Source organism: Microbacterium fluvii (assembly GCF_025515205.1).
GTDB classification, from domain to species: Bacteria; Actinomycetota; Actinomycetes; order Actinomycetales; family Microbacteriaceae; genus Microbacterium; species Microbacterium fluvii.
This window is the reverse complement of record NZ_JAOPFX010000003.1, coordinates 266,679-284,400: the sequence shown is the minus strand read 5'-3', so window position 1 is coordinate 284,400 and position 17,722 is coordinate 266,679. Positions and strand designations below refer to the sequence as shown.

The window sequence follows — 17,722 nt, the reverse complement described above, 5'->3', positions numbered from 1 at the left end:
CAGTCGATCGGAGGCGCGATCCACAATCCTACTCTGCGATCGCCGACGTCAGAAATCGGCGTCGCTCACGTGCCGATGCGGTCGAGATCCTGCCCTTCGAGGGCTGACGGCAGCCGCAGCAGCGCTCCCTCGAAGCGGCACGTTGCTGCGGCGATGTCCATGGCCCGCTGCAGCGCACTCGTCCACCCGTCGGCGTCGTGCGGAGGCGTGCCGAGCATCGTCGTGACGACGGCGGCGAAGGCCGCATCCCCCGCGCCCATGGTGTCGATGATCCGGCCCGGCAGCGCCGACACCGGCCGGGTGACCACGATGCCGTCGGTCTCGACCGTCGCTCCCTGCGCGCCCTCGGTGGCCAGCACCACGCCGACCCCGCGATCGATGAGGTCGGCCCGCATGGCGTCCAGCGGCTCGCCGTAGAGCAGCGTCGCGTCGTCGTCGCCGACCTTCACCAGGGCCGCGCCGGCGGCGAGCGCCTCGAAGCCCCGCACGAACTCGGCCCGGTCGTGCAGCATCCCCTCCCGAGGATTCGGGTCGATCGCGAGCTGAGTCCCCGCGCACACACGGGTCAACTCGAGGGCCTGCGCGACGTTGTCGAACGGAAAGCAGCTGACCGCGACGATGTCGGCCGCGGCGATCGCGTCGCGCTCGCGTTCGCCGAAGCGGATGCTGCGCCCCTGCGCGGCGGCGTTGAACTCGTACTGCGGCTCGCCGCCGCCGCTGCGCACACTCACGGCGCGGGAGCTGCCCCGCGGCGAGGGACTCGCGAGCAGTTCGACATCGAAGTCGGCGAGGTAGCTGCGGATGCGCTCGCCGGGCTCGTCGTCGCCGACCATGGCGATCAGCGCCGTCGGCACGCCGAGGCGGGCGAGACCCACCGCGACGTTCAAGGCCGCGCCGCCGACGAACTCGCGCACGCCGGTGTCGTCGCGCAGCTCATCGATGAGCGCGTCGCCGACGACGACGACGCGGGCGGTCACCGCCTGCTCCCCGCGGTCTCGGCGACCCGCTGCACGAACGACTCCGCGCGATGGCGGGTGCCGTCGATGCGCCGGTCGACGCTCGCGCGCACCTCGCTGGGCGCCAGCGGAGCCGCGATCCGCACATTCTCGTGGCACGACAGATCGCTGCAGATGTACGTGCCGACGCTGTCACCGTTGGCTCCGGCATCCCCCGCCTTGCGCGCCGAGAACAGCGACACCTGGTCGCCCGGCTGCATCGTGTGGCAGAAGTCGCACATCGCCGAGCGCGAGCGCGAGTTGCCGTCGGCGCGGCGCAGCACGATGCCCGTCGCCTCGCCGTCGATCTCGGCCACCATGTAGCCGCGACTGCGCGTGCGCGGATCGCGCCAGGCGAAGAAATCGAGGTGGTCCCAGTCGACGAGCGGAAGATCGAGGGGCGGCTCGAGCAGACGCAGCTCCTCGGCGGAGGCGTTGACGAACGCGGCCCGCAGGTCCCCTTCGGTGAGCGGTCGCATCGCCCCAGTCTACGAAGGCGGGTTCGGGCCGAACAGAGGATCCGGCTCGCGTGCCGTGCCGGTCGCAGTACCTGCGGCTCACGCGCCGTGGGGCGACCGGTTGTGAGACCCGCTCGGCGGCGAAGTCGCACAATCTGCGGCTCACGCGAGCGCAGGCCACCACTTGTGCGACACACCCGGGTCGCCGGTCGCACTATAGGGCGACCGGATGGTCAGGCAGGCACGCCCCACCCTGAGCGGCACCGGCTGGCTAGACTCTCGGCATGGCAGATTCCTCGTTCGACATCGTCAGCAAGGTCGACCACCAGGAGGCGGAGAACGCCCTCAATCAGGCCCGCAAAGAGATCGAGCAGCGCTACGACTTCAAGGGCACCGGCGCATCGGTCGAGTGGAGCGGAGAGTCGGTGCTCATCAAGGCGAGCACCGAGGAGCGCGCCAAGGCCGTGCTCGACGTCTTCCAGTCCAAGCTCATCAAGCGCGGAATCTCGCTGAAGAGCCTCGAGTCGGGCGACCCGTTCGCCAGCGGCAAGGAGTTCCGCATCGTCTCGACGATCAAAGACGGCATCTCGTCGGAGAACGCGAAGAAGATCTCCAAGCTCATCCGCGACGAGGGCCCCAAGTCGGTCAAGTCGCAGATCCAGGGTGACGAGCTGCGCGTGCAGTCGAAGTCGCGCGACGACCTGCAGGAAGTGCAGCGGATGCTGAAGGCAGCCGACCTCGAGGTGGACCTGCAGTTCGTCAACTACCGCTGACGCACGCTTCTGATCAGGGCCGTCCCACGGTCGTCCAGTTGAAGGCGAAGCCGGTCGCCAGCTCGAACATGAACGCGTGCTGGATGTCGTCGTCGCGAAACGCGGGATACGTCGGCAGCGTCGGAGGCGTGGGCGGTGCGGCTGCCGTGAGATAGGGATTGCTCGCAGCGAAGGCGACCCAGCGGTTCGATGGCCCCGCCCAGAACTCGGCGCGACGAGAGGGATCACTGCCGCGCAGCACCGGCCTGCGCGTCGCGGCCGCAGCCAGCGCGGGGAAGCGGGTGACGAGGTCGGTCGCGGTGGTGGTGCCCGATGCCCCCAGCACGAAGCGTCGCTCGTTGTTCTCGCCGAGCCACGCGAGAAGTGCCTTCTCGAACACATCCGAGCCGACCGACTCCCCCGCCTTGGTGAAAGGGTCCAGCGCCCACGTCTCGCGCCAGGCCTGGTCGGCCACAGCCTGCACGGTGGGCGAGGGGCCCCACAGCGCCGCATCGAACCGGCGACCCTGCGCCTCGGAGGTCAGCAGCGGGACGAGCTGAACCGACGACGCGCTGTACGCGGCCACGGCGATCCGTCGCGTCCCCGGGATCGGCGTCGTCACCGTCGTCGAGACCGGGGGGCCCGATCCGGCTCCCCACCACCGCGTCAGCGCGTCGGCCGACAGGCCGTAGCGCACGCGATGGAGGAAGAACTTGACCTCTTCGACGAGTCGCCACATGCCGCTCCGATCGCGGAAAGGGCGCCCGTAGTCGAGCTGGTCGTCACCCGCGGTCTGCCCCTTGGCGAGCGGCGGGGCACCGGGCATGATCGGCATCACCACGACCGCCGAGTTGCCCGGCCACCGATACTTCGCCCACGAGCCGACCAGGTAGCGCATCGCGAGCTCGACGTACGGCTGGAAGGTGCGACCGCTCGGCTGCTCGCCTTTGGGCGGCGGGACCGGCACCACTCCATAGGGGTAGCCGCCCGACCGGTAGGGGTGACCGGCGGGCGGGAAGGGAGGCTTGCTCGTATTCGGGTGCAGGAACGCGACGAAGTCGTGCTCCGTGGGCGCCTTGCGCGCGTCATGCGCCGGCGCCCAGATCGCCACGAGGAATCGCGCCCCCGATGTCGACGAGCCGACATCGCCGTACTCGAGCAGCAGCGGCGCCCCGGCCCGGTTCATGTCGAGGTTCGTCTTGGTGATCCGATTGAACCTGCCCCAACCGGGCGCGTCCGGGTCGGCGAAGACCGTGCCCCCGGCCGCGGGAGGGCTCAGCGCCTCGAGCGACGGCAGAGCGCCGAAGGACTGCATCCGCAGATCGCCGTACACGACAGAAGGCAGAGCGGGGTTTCCCGACGCCGTGAGCCATGGTCCGGTCAGGATGCCCGGGTCGGGCTGCGGACTGATGGGCACGCCTCTACTCTCGCGCAGCCGCAGAAGCCGAGTCGACACGACGAGCGCGTCAGCGCCGGCCGTCACGACCGACAGCGGATCGTCTCGATACACGCTCTGATCGCGTCCACTCACCGTGAGACGCAGCGGCGCATACCGCACCGGATTCACTTCGATGACCGCCGACGACCAGGATGCTGCTGCCAGGGTCGCGGTGAGCACGGCGCCGGAGTAGGGCGTCGGCGGCTGGGAGGCGACCGGCCGCCCGTTGTCGGAGAGGGTGACCGACCAGGTTCCCCCGCCGACCGCGGCGACCGCGACCGCATCGGCCAACCCCACCGTCACCCGCACGGGCATCTCTAGAGCTGTCTGCCGGTCTTCGGGTCGTAGCTCACCTCGACGGGCACCACCTGGTCGGTCGGCACGATCTCGAGCCATTGATCGAAGACCTCGTAGTCGTCCGAGACGTTGGCACGGAAGCCGCCCTGAAGCGGGAAGAACCCGTGCTCGTAGACCCGATCGATCGGTGTCGACGTCACGACGTTGTCTTCGTCGACCAATTGAGGGTCGGCGACTTCGGAAGCCTTGGGGAAGGTGCCTTTCGACACCGCCTCCTCGTGCTTGCGGCGCACCTTCGCACCGAGGTCGTGGATCACATCCAGCAGCGGCTGACCGTCGAGCGGGTTGCCGTCGATGTCTTTCTCGTCGGGGTTGGAGGTCTCGTAGCGATCGTCATCGCCGATGCCGTTCATGCCTTCGACGCCCGTGAGCCAGTTGATCGCCGCCTCCTCCTTGCCAGGGCGGATCGGGATCACGGCCTTCACCCACGGCGCATTGAGGAAGGCGTTGCGCAGGTTGTCGCCGTCGAGCTGCAGCAGCCATCCCAGCGAACTGCCGAAGCGAGCCGGACGGGAGTCCTCGGTGATGAAGTAGTTGTCGCGACCCACGTCGCCCGCACCGCCCCACCCCACGGTGCTCGACGAGAGCGGCGAGGGCTTGGCGAAGGCCGACACGGCGCCGAACCCCCGCGCGAGCGAGGCGATGGTCGCCGTCGCGGCGGCGCCACCTCCGCCCGCGGCCCCCGCGGCGACGCCGCTGGGTGTCGGACCGAGCTGCTGCTTCGTGCGCCGCAGCCGGGGGCGCCACCACTCCGGAGCGACGAAGTAGAGCATCTTGTCGACGTCGAAGATGGAATTGATCAGCTCGGCCACGACGTGCCGCGTGCGGTCGTCCGGCTGGGGCACGCCGGCCGTGAGCAGCTCCTGGATGAGCTTTCGATACACCACGATGCGCTCTTCCTCGCGCAGCTCCTCGCTCGGCCTGGACGTTATCGCGTGCGTCAGCTTCACCCGGTCGCGGGCGTTCTGCAGGTAGGCCTTCTGGTACTCAGCGGCCTCCTTCGCCTTGAACTCCGCCTTGGCTTTCTTGTTGGCCTCGATCGCCTCGGTGTTGGCCCCTGGAGCGGGAGCCCAGTGCAGGGTGAGCTGCACCTGCACGCTGTTCTGCCCCTGGAAGTCGACGGAGTCGAGGTGGAGGACGAACTTCGCCTTGTCACCGGCGTTGGAGATATCGCCCTTCCGTGACGCGGTGACGGGCTTGCCCAGGCCGTCGAACTCGACATCGGCCAGCACGTATCCGCTGCGGGAGCACACGAACTCCATGTCGAAGTCGGACTGGATCTGCTCGTAGCTTCCGGCGAACTCCGAGTCGTCGACTTCGCCGCCGTCGCGATACACCTCCCCCTCGTTGTCTGCATCGCTGTCGTTGATCGAGATGAACGGAATCGTGACCTGGCGGGTCTCGGGGAACTCCTTGAGCATCGGCACCTCGGCGGGCGCGTGCAGACCGTCCAGCTCCGGCGGCTTGGCGATGTGCAGCAGCTCGGCCACACCGAGCGTCTCGCCCGGCCGATCGACGTAGGTCTGCCAGCACAGGTACGTTCCGACGTCCTGCACCTGCACGGCGACCTGACGCATCTTTCGCCGCAGCTCGTAGTTGACCAGGTCGGTCCCGCTGTTGGTGAGCAGGTAGCGCTTGCTGGAGGTGTCGGTGGTCTCGGTGACGGTGCGGAAGGTCGACTTGTAGTTCTTGCGGATCTCGCTCGAGAGCTTCTCGGTCTGCCTCCGCATCCGCTTGTGCGTCTCTTCTCGCGCAGTCTGCTGCGTCGTGGCGAAGTCGAAGCTCGAGTTCGCCGTGATCGATGCGTACGAGGCTGTGACGCTCGCGCCGAACTTCACATCCTGCTTGTTGTCGGTCTTGACCGCCTCGCTGAGCTCGTCCTCCTCCACCCGCTCCGACTCGGACTTGATCGTGGTCTCGGTCGCGAACTCCTCCACTCGCTCGACCAGCGTGCGGCGGGTGCTCACCTCGATCAGCTCGACCGTCGAGCCCGGCGAGAGCCACACGTGCCCGACCGGAGTGCCCAGAAAGCTGTCGAGCTCGAAGAAGTACTGGCGGAACAGGTGCACCACGCTGATCGGCGACAGCGCGACTCGGCGCAGCTGCTCGGCGCTCTGCGGATCGAGCGTGTCGATTCCGAACAGACCCTCCAGCGGGCCGGCGGCCTCGGCGAGACGCACGAGGGCCGCGAAGCGCTCGGCGTCGTCGTGCACAGCGTAGAAGATCGACTCGAGCTGCCGGATCTGTCCGCCCTCTCGAAGCTGCAGCACGGCGCCGGCGACGCGGGACTCCTGCGCGAGGCGCTCTTCGAGGGCCGCGTGCGCGAGACGGGGATCGGTGCGCACGACGGCGGCGAACTGCTCGTTCTGCCCGCGCGCCGCGCTGAAGCCGAGCTCCTCGTACAGCGGCGCGACATCGCGGGCGAAGAGCTCCTCGACCGCCTCTCGCGTGATCACCTCGTCGAACGCCTCCGGCCGGTACTCCTCCCACGGCGGGAGTCGATCGGCGATCAGCTGCAGGATGCGCTCGTCGAAGCGCCGCGTCCGCCCGCCCACCGGCTCGGCGGCATGCAGATCGATCTTCGGGTAGCCGTCTTCGTTGTACGTGACCCGCGCCCGCGGCGCCAGCGGTGCCGCGAGGGAATCGATGACGCGACGGCGGTCGCGAGCGAAGCCCGCGTCGAACCTCGCTGCCATGCGCTTGGACTTCCACCCCAGCAGCGGCTGGTAGACGCCGAAGAGCTCGCTGGCGTAGGGCAGCACCGCCGTGTAGTCGGTGAGTTCGGAAAGCCTCTTGTTGCCGGGCATGATGACGTCCCCCCGTCACGTGATGCCACCGACTGTGGCACGCCGTCGGCCGGGACGAAACCCCCCCCCTGGCTCACCGGCCGGGCGCCGCTACAGCGCCGAGCGGGTGAGCCATTGCCGCAGCATCCCGTACGCCTCTTCGCGGGACTCCGCCCGCGAGAGGAACACGTCGTGGATCGCGCCGTCGATGCGACCGATCGTCACGCGCGACCCCAGGCGCGTCGCGGCCCGGGCGATGTCGTCGACGACGAGCACCGAATCGGTCGAGGTCATCGCATCGACCCAGCTGAACGCCATGGTCGAGCGCGCCGACAGCAGCACGAGCGTGGGCACGTCGATGCCGAGCCCTGCGGCGACCTGCGCGTGCCCTGTCAGCACGGCGCTGAGCCAGCCGGGGTGGGTGGCGAAGCCCCTCTCGGGCCGCCACTCCTGCCGGTAGCCGGGCACCGGCAGCGCCCCGACCTCGGTCTGCGCGCGCGTGTAGAAGCCGAGGTCGACGACCGGCTGCGTGCCGAGCGGATCGTACTTGGCCCGCACCCCCACGATCGGGGCGAGCGCTTGCCGGCCGAAGCCTCCCGTCTGGAGCTCCAGCCAGGGGCTGTTGAGCACGAGCGCGTGCACTTCGTGCTCGAACCTGGCCGCCCACAGCGACAGCGTGAGGCCGCCGGTGGAATGGCCCAGCAGCACGAGGCGCCGCCCGGTCGCCGCGTCCCTGCCCATCGCCGTCAGCGCGGCGGCGATGTCGGCGTCGTAGTCGTCGAGGTTCGTGACGAAGCCCGGCGTCTGCCCCGGTCGCAGGCTGCGCCCGTACTTGCGCAGGTCGAGGGCGTAGAAGCGCGCACCCAGGCTCGTCCAGAAATGGGCCTGCTCGGGCTGGAAGAAGTAGTCCGACCAGCCGTGCACGCTCAGCACATCGACGTCGTGCAGCGGTCTGGTGAGCGCGATGACGGGATTCGGGATGCTGCGCACCACCGTCGCGACGACGGGCCCCTCGGCGTCCTCCCCCAGCTCGAGCGTCTGCTGCTCGAAGCCAGGACCGAGGATGTCGGGCTGCCAGCGGCTCATGGGCTCAGCCTATGAGGGCCCGCTACTCGCCGCGCGAGACGCGCACCATCTCGTCGCGCGGCACGACCTTGATGCGCGCCCGGCCGTGCGGCTCGCCGAGGGCGATCTCGTGCTCGTCGAGGCGGTGCCAGCCGTCGAGGTCGGTCCACCGCACGTCGCGCGACGCCAGCAGTGCCGGGATCGCCTCGGGCGACGGGTCGGCAGGGCTCCACCACGAGCCCTGGTCGTTGATGAGGTGGCTGATCGTCTCCATCGCATCGGACTTGGTGTGGCCGATCAGACCCACCGGCCCGCGCTTGATCCAGCCGGTCGCGTAGATGCCAGGCACCCGCTCGTTGGAGTCCTTCTGCAGCACCTGACCCTCGTGGTTGGGGATCACGCCGTGCCGCTTGTCGAAGGGAACGCCGGGCAGCGGCGAGCCGAAGTAGCCGACGGCGCGATAGATCGCCTGGATCTCGACCTCGCGGATCTCGCCGGTGCCGACCACTCCGCCCTGACCGTCGGGCGCCGTGCGCTCGTAGCGCAGCGCCGCCACGCGGCCGTCGTCGCCGACGCGCACCTCGAGCGGCTTCGCCCAGAAGTGCAGGTGCAGGCGGCGCGATGCGGTGCCGCCGGCGTTGTTGACCGAGGCGCGCGTGCGCCACGACTGCAGCACGCGGTCGATCACCATGACCTGCTTGTTCGAGGCGATCGCCGCCTTCGCGGCGTCGTCGTAGTCGAAGTCCTCGTCGTAGACGACCATGTCGACGTCGCGCAGCTCGCCGAGCTCGCGCAGCTCGAGCGGCGTGAACTTCACCTGCGCGGGGCCGCGGCGGCCGAACACGTGCACGTCGGTGACCTTCGATGCGGCGAGGCCCTCGTGCACGTTGTCGGGGATCTCGGTGGGCAGCAGGTCTTCGGCGTGCTTGGCCAGCATCCGCGAGATGTCGAGGGCGACGTTGCCGTTGCCGACGACGGCGACGGATGCCGCATCCAGCGGCCATTCGCGCGGCACATCGGGGTGGCCGTCGAACCAGCTGACGAAGTCGGCCGCACCGTAGGAGCCCACCGCGTCGATGCCGGGGATGGCGAGGTCGGCGTCGCGGATGGCGCCGGTCGAGAAGATCACGGCGTGATAGTGCTGCTTGAGGTCGTCGAGGGTGATGTCACGCCCGAACAGCACGTTGCCGAAGATGCGGATGTCGCCGCGGTCGAGCACTTCGCGCAAGGCCGTGATGATGCCCTTGATCCGAGGGTGGTCGGGGGCGACGCCATAGCGCACGAGGCCGTAGGGGGCGGGCAATTGCTCGAACAGGTCGATCGAGACGTCGAACTTGCGCTCGGCCTTGAGGAGGATGTCGGCCGCGTAGATGCCGGCGGGGCCTGCCCCGACGATGGCCAGCCTGAGCTTGGTCATGGGTGTTCCTTGCGTTGTGGGTTCGTGCGTCAGCTGCTGCGGTCGGCCACGGCCTGCGCGAAGCGGGTGAGGGCTTCGCGCACCGGGCCGTCGGGCAGCGGCGAGAGGGCGTCGATGGCGTCGCGCGACCACTGCTCGGCGAGCGCGAGCGTGGCCGCGGTGGCCTCGTGGTCGCGCAGGGCCGCGATGTCGTCGTCGAGGATCGAGGGGTCTTCGCCCTTCGCGATGCGGGCGACGCCGTCGTCGATGCGGGCGCGCAGCGCCACGGATTCGGCGTCGGTGCGCCGGGCCAGCAGCAGATAGGGCATCGTCACGACGCCGGCACGCAGGTCGGTGCCCGGCACCTTGCCGGTCTCATCCGCGTCGTCGGAGAGGTCGATGACGTCGTCGAGCAGCTGGAAGGCGACACCGGCGCGGTCGCCGAAGGCGACGAGCGGCTTCTCGTACTCCCCGGGAGCCCCCGAGAAGATCACGCCCGCCTGCGCGGAGGCGGCGATCAGCGACCCCGTCTTGTCGGCGAGCACCTTCAGATAGAACTCCACCGGGTCGGCGCCCTCGGCAGGGCCCACCGTCTCGTGCAGCTGCCCGAGAACGAGCCGCTCGAAGGTGTCGGCCTGGAGCCGGATCGCGCCGTCGCCCAGGCGCGACATGATCACGCTCGCGCGCGAGAACAGCAGGTCGCCGGTGAGGATGGCGACGTTGTTGCCCCAGATCGCATGGGCGCTGGGCACTCCGCGGCGGCGGTCGGCGGCATCCATCACGTCGTCGTGGTAGAGCGAGCCGAGGTGGGTCATCTCCAGCGCCGTCGAGGCCAGCACGACCTCATCGGTCGCCCCCGACCCGAGCTGTGCGGTGAGCAGGGCCAGCATGGGGCGCACGCGCTTGCCGCCGGCCTCGTACAGGTAGCGCCCTGCGGCATCGGCGATGGGATCGGCGCTGCGCAGTTCGTGGCCGAGGGAGGCGTCGACGCGCTCGAGCCCCGCTTCGACCGCCGCGAGCAGCGCCCGCGCGCGGGTGCCGGCGAAGATGCGGTCGGCCAGGCCCAGCTTGCCTGCGATGCGCGAGCGCGGCACGGGAGGAGTCACGCCGTCCAGCCTACCGGGCCGCGCTTCGACAGGCTCAGCGACCGCGACAGGCTCAGCGACCGGATGCTGCCGGCTTGGTGGCCCGATGCAGCGCGACGATGCCGAACGACAGGTTGCGCCATGCGACGTCGGTCCACCCCGCCTCGCGCAGCCACGCGGCGAGCGTGCGCTGGTCGGGCCAGTCCTTGATCGACTCGTTGAGGTAGTCGTAGGCCTCGGCGTTGGTGCTGACCGCCTTGGCCACGACGGGCAGGATGCGGTCGTTGTAGAAGCGGTAGAAGCCGTTGAAGACGCGAGAGGGCGGCTGCGAGAATTCGCAGACGACAAGCCTGCCGCCGGGCTTGGTCACCCGCAGCAGCTCGGCGATCGCCTTCTTCGGCTCGTTGACGTTGCGCAGTCCGAACGACATCGTCACGGCGTCGAACTCGTCGTCGCCGAAGGGCAGCGCCGTGGCGTCAGCCTCGACGAAGGTGAGGTTCGGGATGCGACCGTGCCGACGCCGGCCTTCGGCGATCATCCCCGCCGAGAAGTCGGCGGCGACCACGTCTGCACCGCTGGCGGCGAGTGCGACGGAGCTCGCCCCGGTGCCGGCGGCGAGGTCGAGGATGCGCTGCCCGCGGCGCGGAGCGACGGCGCGCGTCGTGGCTGCCCGCCAGAGCCTGTCGTTGCCCAGGCTCAGCACCGTGTTGGTGCGGTCGTAGCCCGCGGCGACCTCGTCGAACATGCCGCTGACGCGGGCGGGGTCTTTGCCGAGGTCGGCCCGGTTGGGTTCAGCGCTCACCCGACCAAGCTTAGGCGGGCCGATCGGCGGTCTCGGCGCCGCGTCTACGATGGAGGAGTGACCGGCTCGCCTGCTCCTCGACTCGTCGTCGAGACGCGCGAGATCGACCCGATCGACGATCTGCTGGCCTACGCCGACCCGCGCGATCCGCTGGTCTGGCTGCGCCGAGGCGACGGGATCGTCGGACTCGGCAGTGTCGGCGGCTACGAGCACGGCATCCACCTGCCCCCGGGCGTCGACGCGGCAGATGCCCCCTCGCCGTCGGAGGCGTGGCGGCGCATCGCCGCGACAGCGCACGTCGACGACCCGGTCGGCCTTCCCGGCACGGGGCTCGTCGCCTTCGGCACGCTCGTGTTCGACGAGCGCTCCACCGCGACCAGTCGTCTCATCGTGCCCCGTGCGGTCGTCGGCCGGCATGCGGGGCGCTCCTGGATCACCCGCATCCGCCCGACCTATGCCGATCTCGCCGAGCCCCCCGCGCAGCGGATTCCGTTCGGGGCGTACTGGTCGGCCACCCTCGGGCCGGGTTCGCTCGACCCCGCAGGGTACGAGGATGCCGTGCGCGGCGCGCTCGCGGCCATCTCGGCGGGCGAGGTCGAGAAGGTCGTGCTCGCGCGCGACGTCGTCGGCACGCTGCCGGCCGGCGCCGATCTGCGCCGACTCGTCCGCTCCCTGGCCGACGGCTACCCCGACACCTGGACCTTCGCCGTCGACGGCCTCATCGGCGCGAGTCCGGAGACCCTCGTGACCGTCTCGGGCGGTGCCGTGACGGCACGGGTGCTGGCAGGGACCGTCGCGCGCGGAGCGGACGCCGACGAGGATGCGGCAGCATCCGCCGCTCTCGCGCACAGCGGCAAAGACATCGGCGAGCACCGCTACGCCGTGCGCAGCGTGCTCGACGCCCTCGAATCGCACACCCGGGGGCTGCGGGCAGACGACGAGCCCTTCGTGCTCGAGCTGCCGAACCTCTGGCACCTCGCCACCGACGTCGCGGGCGAGCTCGCCGACCACGCGTCGGCGCTCGACCTCGTGGCCGCGCTGCACCCGACCGCCGCGGTGGCCGGCACGCCCACGCCCGTGGCGCTGGATCTCATCCGGCGGCTCGAGCCCTTCGACCGCGGCCGCTACGCGGGACCGGTCGGGTGGATCGACGCGGCGGGCAACGGCGAGTGGGCGATCGCGCTGCGGTGTGCGCAGATCGGCGCGGCCCCCGCGCACCGCTATGCGGCGTTCAGCGACACGATCCCTGTGGTCGCCCACGCCGGCGCCGGGATCGTGGCCGGCAGCGACCCCGAGACCGAGCTGCTCGAGACGCGGGTGAAGTTCCGTCCCATCGTCGACGCGCTCGCGTAAGGCCGCGGGCGTAGACTCCGCGCCATGTCGTTCGAGGTCGCGGCACAGTCGTACGACCGGTTCATGGGGCGCTTCTCGGTGCCGCTGGCCGAGCGCTTCGCCGCGTTCGCCGCTCCCCCGCCGGGTGCCCTCCTCGACGTCGGCTGCGGTCCCGGTGCCCTCACCGCTGTGCTCGCCCGGCGGGCAGGCGAGGAGCAGCTGTCGGGCGTCGATCCCTCCGAGAGCTTCGCGGCAGCAGCATCCGCCCGCTTCCCCCTGGCCGACATCCGCCGCGCCTCCGCCGAGGCACTGCCCTTCGCCGATGCCGTCTTCTCGGCGACGCTGGCGCAGCTCGTGGTGCACTTCATGGCGGATGCCGATGCCGGCGCCCGCGAGATGCTGCGGGTCACCCGCCCCGGCGGCGTGGTCGCCGCGTGCGTCTGGGACTTCGCGGGCGGCCGCGCGCCGCAGAGTCTGTTCTTCTCGGCGCTGGCCGACGTGGTCGACGACGTCGAAGACGAGTCACACCGGGTGGGCGCCCACCGCGGCGATCTGCGCGCGCTGCTGGAGAAGGCCGGCTGTGGCGAGGTGACCGAAGCCGAGCTGAGCGTCCAGGTGCCGATCGCGGGCTTCGACGACTGGTGGGAGCCGTACACGCTCGGCGTCGCCCCGGCCGGGCGCCAGCTCGCGGCGCTCTCGCCCGCCGACCGCGAGCGCGTGCGGGCCGCCGCCCGGCCGCTCGTGCCCGACGGGCACTTCAGCGTGACGGCGACCGCGTGGGCCGCCCGCGGTCTGCGCCCGGCGTAGGCGTCAGCTCGCGGCGAGCCGTGCCTTCTCGGCCTCGACGTCGAAGGTCGCCGCCGGCCACTGCGGGTCGATGTCTTCGAGCGCCTGCAGCAGCAGGGCCTGCACCGCCAGCCGCGCGTACCACTTGGCGTTCGCCGGAACGACGTGCCAAGGCGCGTGCTCTGTCGAGGTGCGCTCGAAGACCGTCTGGTAGGCCTGCATGTAGGCGGGCCACAGCTCGCGCTCGTCGACGTCGCCGGGGTTGTACTTCCAGTGCTTGTCTGGGCGGTCGAGCCGCTCCATGAGCCGCTCCTTCTGCTCGTCGGGCGAGATGTGCAGCATGACCTTGACCACGCGCGTGCCGCCGTCGACGAGGCGCTTCTCGAAGTCGTTGATCGCGCCGTAGCGCCGCTCGATCTCGTCCGCCGGCGCGAGCTCGCGCACCCGGCCGATCAGCACGTCCTCGTAGTGCGAGCGGTCGAAGACCCCGATGAACCCCGGCTCGGGCAGGCGCCGCTCGACCCGCCAGAGGAAGTCGTGTGCGAGCTCCTCGGCCGTGGGCTTCTTGAACGCCGTGAGCGAGACGCCCTGCGGATCGACGGCGCCGATCACGTGGCGCACGATGCCGCCCTTGCCCGCCGAGTCCATCGCCTGCAGCACCAGCAGCACCGAGGCGTCGGTGGCATCGACCCGGCTCGCGGCGAAGAGCTTCTCCTGCAGCTCGTCGAGCTCGGCGACGCCGGCGGCCAGGTCTTCCGCGCCGTCCTTCTTGTCGCCCTCGTAGCCGGGCTTGGAGTCGGGGTCGACGGCGGCGAGAGAGAATCCCTCCCCCACGCGCAGGGTCTCGGCGGGGTCGGCGTCCCAGTTCTGCTGGCTCTTCGCGGTCATTCCGCCATTGTTCCCTCCGGCGGCCCCGCTGTCACGGGCTCAGCGGTCCAGCGGCACCTCGATGATCTGCCGGCCGCCGACGGGCGCCGTCAGGGCCTGATCGAGAGCGGCGCGCGTCGTCACGCGATGGTGCTCCCAGCCGTACGCCTCGGCGAGCTGGGCGATCCTGGCCGTCTGCGGCGTGTAGAGCACGCGCTCCATCGCCGCGGCGTCGGCGACCGACGAGACCTCGAGCCCGTCGAAGATCGTGCCGCCGCCGTCGTTGCCGACGATCACCTGCACGCGCGGCTCGCGTTCGCCCGGCGTGCGCAGCAGCGCCCCGACGTCGTGCAAGAAGGTCAGGTCGCCCACGAGCACGCGGGTGAGCCCTGGCGCGCCGTCGCGCTGGCTGGCCAGGGCCACCCCGATCGCGGTCGCGATCGTGCCGTCGATGCCGGCGAGACCCCGGTTGGCGTGCACGGGCACCTTCTTGCCGCCCAGCACCGCGTCGGCCACGCGCACGAGGCGCGAGGATCCGAACACGAGACGGTCGTGCGGCCACGTCGCCCGCCACACCGCGTCGACGAGCGTCGTGCGGTCCAGGGGCGCACGGAACACGGCGAGCTCGGCGGCGATGGCCGGCAGACGCTCGCCCGGAACGGCCGACGAGAGGCCGGCAGCATCCGGCGCGGGAGGCGCGAGATCGACGGCCGCCGCCTGCGAGGCCCGCAGCCATGCGCCCACCCACTCCCGGTCGGTCTCTCCGACGGCGACCGCGACGAGGTCGACGGGCGTGGTGGCCCCGTTGAGGTTGAGGGGCTCGCCAGGACCGCGGACGGCGTAGACGTCGACGTCGGCGCGTGAGAGCAGCGCCACGACTTCGCGGCTGAGGGTGGGGTGCCCGAGCACGACCGCCCGCTCCACACGTCCACCGAGGTCGGCGTCGCGCAGCAGTTCGCGATAGCCGTGCACGAGGTTGCGGCCGTAGCGCGCGCCGCTGACGATCTCGGCGACGAGCGGCCAGCCGCCCAGGTGCGCCAGCTCTTCGGCATCCGCACCCGCATCGGCGCCGGCGATAACGACGGTGCGCGGCCCGCGGGTGAGCACGAACGGCTCATCGGCCGTGTCGATCGGCACGTCCGACTCGCCGATGCCGCCGCCGCCCTGGTAGAGCGCGCCGAACGACTCGTCGTCGGGCACGGGCTCTTCGGGCGCCGCGTCGAGATCGACGGATGCCGGTGCCTCCGGCGCAGGAGCGCCCAGCCACTGCGGCAGGGGGCCCGCCAGCGGCTCGCGGAACGGCAGGTTCAGGTGCACGGGGCCCGGCGACCGGGTGCCGGCGCCGAGCGCCGCGCTCAGCGCCTGCTCGGCGACCTCGCGCAGCATCGCGGACTGCTCGCTGTCGCCGCCCTGGTCGACGGTCTCTGGGACGGGAAGGTCGGCTTCGAACCGCACGGTGGGGGCGAACATGCCCGGCTGACGCGTCGTCTGGTTGGCACCGACGCCGCGCAGCTCGGGAGGCCGGTCGGCCGTCAACAGCAGCAGCGGCACGCCCGCATGGTGCGCTTCGAGGGCGGCGGGCAGCAGGTTGGCCGCCGCCGTGCCCGACGTGCAGACGACGACCGCCGGCATGCCGCTCTCGCGGCCGATGCCGAGTGCCGTGAAACCGGCGACGCGCTCATCGATGCGCACGTGCAGCGAGATCTCGCCACGGCGCTCGAGTTCGGCAGCGACCAGGGCGAGCGCCTGCGACCGCGAGCCGGGGCTCAGCACGACGTGACGCACACCCTGCGCGACGAGACCGCACAGCAGGGCCGCGGCGGCATCCGTCGCCGGTGACGCGGCAGGCACGTCAGCCGGCCGTCCCGCTCGAGGGCCGAGGGTCGTCGTCGTCTTCCGCGTCGAGGCGCGCCAGCTCCTCTTCGAGCTTGCGGATGCGCTCGTCCTGATCGGCCTTCGCGCGGATGCTGCCGAGGAATTCGGGGTCGTCGTCGGGAGCCAGCCCCACCCGCAGCGACGAGGCGCGTGCGCGGCCGACGGCGAACCAGAGGATGCCGCCGAGCACCGGCAGCAGCACGACGATGAGGATCCACACCGGCTTGCTCACACCGCGGTGGCGGGTCGGGGGCTGCACCGCGCAGTCGACGACGGTGTAGACCCAGAACGCGGTCGCCACCAGGGCGAGGATCAGCAGTACCCGTGGCACGTGTCCCATCCTAGGCGCGCGTCGCACCGGCGGCTCGCCCGCAGGTCACGGCTCGGTGCCGATTTAGACTGGTGGGGTGAAGGTCCGCTCCGCTGTCGTCTACACCGTGCTGCGGCTCGCCGCCTTTCTCGTGCCGTTCGGCATCATGATGCTCTTCCCGATCCTGCGCGAGTACTACTGGCTCGCCGCGATCTTCGCCGCCCTCATCGGGCTGAGCCTGTCGGTGCTGTTCCTGGGCCGCCCTCGGAGCGAGGTCAGCGCCGGACTCGCCGAGCGCCGCGCGAGCCGCCGCGACGCGGCCCCGACCGATGAGGACGTGGAGGATGCGGCATCCGATGCCGCCGAGCGCTGAGCGCGCCGCGGCTCAGCCGAAGTACGCCCAGGCCAGCAGCAGGCCGTAGGCCAACGACGTGAGCGAGGTCACGCCGAGCGCGACGACGAGCTCGCGCGGCTGGCGGTAGGTCCAGACGATGAGGATCGCCGGCAGTGCGCCCAGCAGCGCCAGCAGCGTGAGCCAGGCGATCGGGTAGAACAGCGCCAGCATCACGCCGATCGCGAACGGCACCAGGACGAACACGGTGAACAGCACCTGGGTGGCGCGGCGGCCGATCAGCACCGACAGCGTGCGCTTGCCGGCCGCTCTGTCCTGCTCGATGTCGCGCAGGTTGTTGGCCAGCAGCACGGCGCAGGCGAACAGGCCCGCCGCGACGGCGCCGAGCCACGCCTCCTGCGGCAGCGCGAAGGCCTGCACCCAGGTCGTGCCGAGGGTCGCCACGAGTCCGAAGAAGACGAAGACGAAGACCTCTCCCAGACCCGCGTAGCCGTAGGGGCGCTTGCCGCCCGTGTAGAACCAGGCGGCGACGATGCTCGCAGCCCCGACCAGCAGCATCCACCACTGCCCCGTGCGGATGACGATCGCGAGCCCCGTCACTGCGGCGAGCGCGAAGAAGACGAGGGCGACCGTGAGCACCGTGCGAGGCTTCGCCTTGCGGCTCGCGGTGAGGCGCGCGGGACCCACGCGGTGGTCGTCGGTGCCGCGGATGCCGTCGCTGTAGTCGTTGGCGTAGTTGACGCCGATCTGCAGCGCCACGGCCACGATGAGGCAGCACAGCGCGATGACCCAGTGGAAGCTCACATCGACCACGTGCGCGGCGCCCGTGCCGATGACGACGGGGGTGACCGCCAGCGGCAGCGTGCGCAGCCGCGCGGCGCCGATCCAGTCGCCGAGCGTCGCCTTCTGCACGTGACGGGGGTCGCCGTGCTGCTTGGGCCGCGCGGGATTGCCGCCGGTGGAGGCCTTGCGGGGGGCCGGGTTCTTGCGCTTCTTGCTCTGCGTCGCCACGACTGGCGATCCTAGTCGGCCCGCCGATGAGGGGGTGTTCCCGGCGCGCGTCGCC

General features: G+C 71.0%; 16 protein-coding genes. 4 read left to right on the top strand and 12 right to left on the bottom strand.

Annotated elements, in window-relative coordinates:
- Nucleotides 1-65: 65 nt before the first annotated feature.
- Both OAW74_RS12545 and OAW74_RS12540 read right to left on the bottom strand, forming a co-directional pair.
- Nucleotides 66-977, bottom strand: a complete 912-nt coding sequence (locus OAW74_RS12545) for a PfkB family carbohydrate kinase (protein ID WP_262874718.1) — start codon at nt 975-977, stop codon at nt 66-68.
- Entirely contained in the window at nt 974-1,474 is a 501-nt protein-coding gene (locus OAW74_RS12540) for an FBP domain-containing protein (RefSeq protein ID WP_262874717.1), read from the bottom strand. The genes OAW74_RS12545 and OAW74_RS12540 overlap by 4 nt, the downstream gene beginning before the upstream one ends.
- Nucleotides 1,475-1,737: 263 nt before the next feature.
- Here OAW74_RS12540 and OAW74_RS12535 point away from each other — a divergent pair, with 263 nt between their 5' ends.
- Nucleotides 1,738-2,226, top strand: a complete 489-nt coding sequence (locus OAW74_RS12535) for a YajQ family cyclic di-GMP-binding protein (protein ID WP_262874716.1) — start codon at nt 1,738-1,740, stop codon at nt 2,224-2,226.
- A gap of 13 nt (nt 2,227-2,239) precedes the next feature.
- Here the strand turns inward: OAW74_RS12535 and OAW74_RS12530 are convergent, their stop codons facing one another.
- The 6 genes from OAW74_RS12530 to OAW74_RS12505 all read right to left on the bottom strand — a co-directional run bounded on the left by OAW74_RS12530 (nt 2,240) and on the right by OAW74_RS12505 (nt 11,077).
- The gene (locus OAW74_RS12530; protein ID WP_262874715.1) at nt 2,240-3,958 is read right to left on the bottom strand and encodes a hypothetical protein; all 1,719 of its coding nucleotides are present in this window, start codon (nt 3,956-3,958) and stop codon (nt 2,240-2,242) included.
- A gap of 2 nt (nt 3,959-3,960) precedes the next feature.
- On the bottom strand, nt 3,961-6,807 hold the full coding sequence (locus OAW74_RS12525; RefSeq protein ID WP_262874714.1) for a hypothetical protein: 2,847 nt from the start codon (nt 6,805-6,807) through the stop codon (nt 3,961-3,963).
- A 90-nt stretch (nt 6,808-6,897) separates the two neighbouring features.
- Entirely contained in the window at nt 6,898-7,872 is a 975-nt protein-coding gene (locus OAW74_RS12520; RefSeq protein ID WP_262874713.1) for an alpha/beta hydrolase, read from the bottom strand.
- Between the two features lie 22 nt (nt 7,873-7,894).
- On the bottom strand, nt 7,895-9,268 hold the full coding sequence (locus tag OAW74_RS12515; protein ID WP_262874712.1) for an FAD-dependent oxidoreductase: 1,374 nt from the start codon (nt 9,266-9,268) through the stop codon (nt 7,895-7,897).
- Nucleotides 9,269-9,297: 29 nt separating this feature from the next.
- A complete protein-coding gene (locus OAW74_RS12510) occupies nt 9,298-10,353 on the bottom strand; it encodes a polyprenyl synthetase family protein (protein WP_262874711.1) in 1,056 nt (351 codons plus the stop codon).
- A gap of 52 nt (nt 10,354-10,405) precedes the next feature.
- Complete coding sequence (locus tag OAW74_RS12505) at nt 10,406-11,077, bottom strand: class I SAM-dependent methyltransferase (protein ID WP_378734053.1); 672 nt, start codon at nt 11,075-11,077, stop codon at nt 10,406-10,408.
- A gap of 114 nt (nt 11,078-11,191) precedes the next feature.
- On the opposite strand from OAW74_RS12505, the gene OAW74_RS12500 reads away from it, so the two are divergent.
- Nucleotides 11,192-12,487, top strand: coding sequence for an isochorismate synthase (locus OAW74_RS12500; RefSeq protein WP_262874709.1), 1,296 nt, complete (start codon nt 11,192-11,194; stop codon nt 12,485-12,487).
- A gap of 24 nt (nt 12,488-12,511) precedes the next feature.
- Nucleotides 12,512-13,273: a class I SAM-dependent methyltransferase gene (locus OAW74_RS12495; RefSeq protein WP_262874708.1), complete on the top strand. Its 762-nt coding sequence runs from the start codon at nt 12,512-12,514 to the stop codon at nt 13,271-13,273.
- A 3-nt stretch (nt 13,274-13,276) separates the two neighbouring features.
- Here the strand turns inward: OAW74_RS12495 and OAW74_RS12490 are convergent, their stop codons facing one another.
- Genes OAW74_RS12490 through OAW74_RS12480 form a run of 3 tightly spaced genes read right to left on the bottom strand, consistent with a single transcriptional unit; the run spans nt 13,277 to nt 16,325 of the window.
- Entirely contained in the window at nt 13,277-14,140 is an 864-nt protein-coding gene (locus tag OAW74_RS12490; protein WP_262874707.1) for a polyphosphate kinase 2 family protein, read from the bottom strand.
- 39 nt (nt 14,141-14,179) lie between these two features.
- On the bottom strand, nt 14,180-15,970 hold the full coding sequence (gene menD, locus OAW74_RS12485; protein ID WP_262874706.1) for a 2-succinyl-5-enolpyruvyl-6-hydroxy-3-cyclohexene-1-carboxylic-acid synthase: 1,791 nt from the start codon (nt 15,968-15,970) through the stop codon (nt 14,180-14,182).
- A 1-nt stretch (nt 15,971) separates the two neighbouring features.
- Nucleotides 15,972-16,325: a PLD nuclease N-terminal domain-containing protein gene (locus OAW74_RS12480; protein ID WP_262874705.1), complete on the bottom strand. Its 354-nt coding sequence runs from the start codon at nt 16,323-16,325 to the stop codon at nt 15,972-15,974.
- Between the two features lie 76 nt (nt 16,326-16,401).
- Between OAW74_RS12480 and OAW74_RS12475 the strand changes: the two genes are divergently transcribed.
- A complete protein-coding gene (locus OAW74_RS12475) occupies nt 16,402-16,677 on the top strand; it encodes a DUF4229 domain-containing protein (protein WP_262874704.1) in 276 nt (91 codons plus the stop codon).
- A gap of 12 nt (nt 16,678-16,689) precedes the next feature.
- Here OAW74_RS12475 and OAW74_RS12470 read toward each other — a convergent pair whose 3' ends face one another.
- Nucleotides 16,690-17,667, bottom strand: coding sequence for a 1,4-dihydroxy-2-naphthoate polyprenyltransferase (locus tag OAW74_RS12470; RefSeq protein ID WP_262874703.1), 978 nt, complete (start codon nt 17,665-17,667; stop codon nt 16,690-16,692).
- Between the last annotated feature and the right edge of the window lie 55 nt (nt 17,668-17,722).

Excerpts from the sequence above, each read along its gene's own strand:
- OAW74_RS12540 (WP_262874717.1), bottom strand. The coding sequence starts at position 1,474 with ATGCGACCGCTCACCGAAGGGGACCTGCGGGCCGCGTTCGTCAACGCC.
- OAW74_RS12535 (WP_262874716.1), top strand. The coding sequence starts at position 1,738 with ATGGCAGATTCCTCGTTCGACATCGTCAGCAAGGTCGACCACCAGGAG.
- OAW74_RS12530 (WP_262874715.1), bottom strand. The coding sequence starts at position 3,958 with ATGCCCGTGCGGGTGACGGTGGGGTTGGCCGATGCGGTCGCGGTCGCC.
- OAW74_RS12525 (WP_262874714.1), bottom strand. The coding sequence starts at position 6,807 with ATGCCCGGCAACAAGAGGCTTTCCGAACTCACCGACTACACGGCGGTG.
- OAW74_RS12520 (WP_262874713.1), bottom strand. The coding sequence starts at position 7,872 with ATGAGCCGCTGGCAGCCCGACATCCTCGGTCCTGGCTTCGAGCAGCAG.
- OAW74_RS12515 (WP_262874712.1), bottom strand. The coding sequence starts at position 9,268 with ATGACCAAGCTCAGGCTGGCCATCGTCGGGGCAGGCCCCGCCGGCATC.
- OAW74_RS12505 (WP_378734053.1), bottom strand. The coding sequence starts at position 11,077 with ATGTTCGACGAGGTCGCCGCGGGCTACGACCGCACCAACACGGTGCTG.
- OAW74_RS12495 (WP_262874708.1), top strand. The coding sequence starts at position 12,512 with ATGTCGTTCGAGGTCGCGGCACAGTCGTACGACCGGTTCATGGGGCGC.
- OAW74_RS12490 (WP_262874707.1), bottom strand. The coding sequence starts at position 14,140 with ATGACCGCGAAGAGCCAGCAGAACTGGGACGCCGACCCCGCCGAGACC.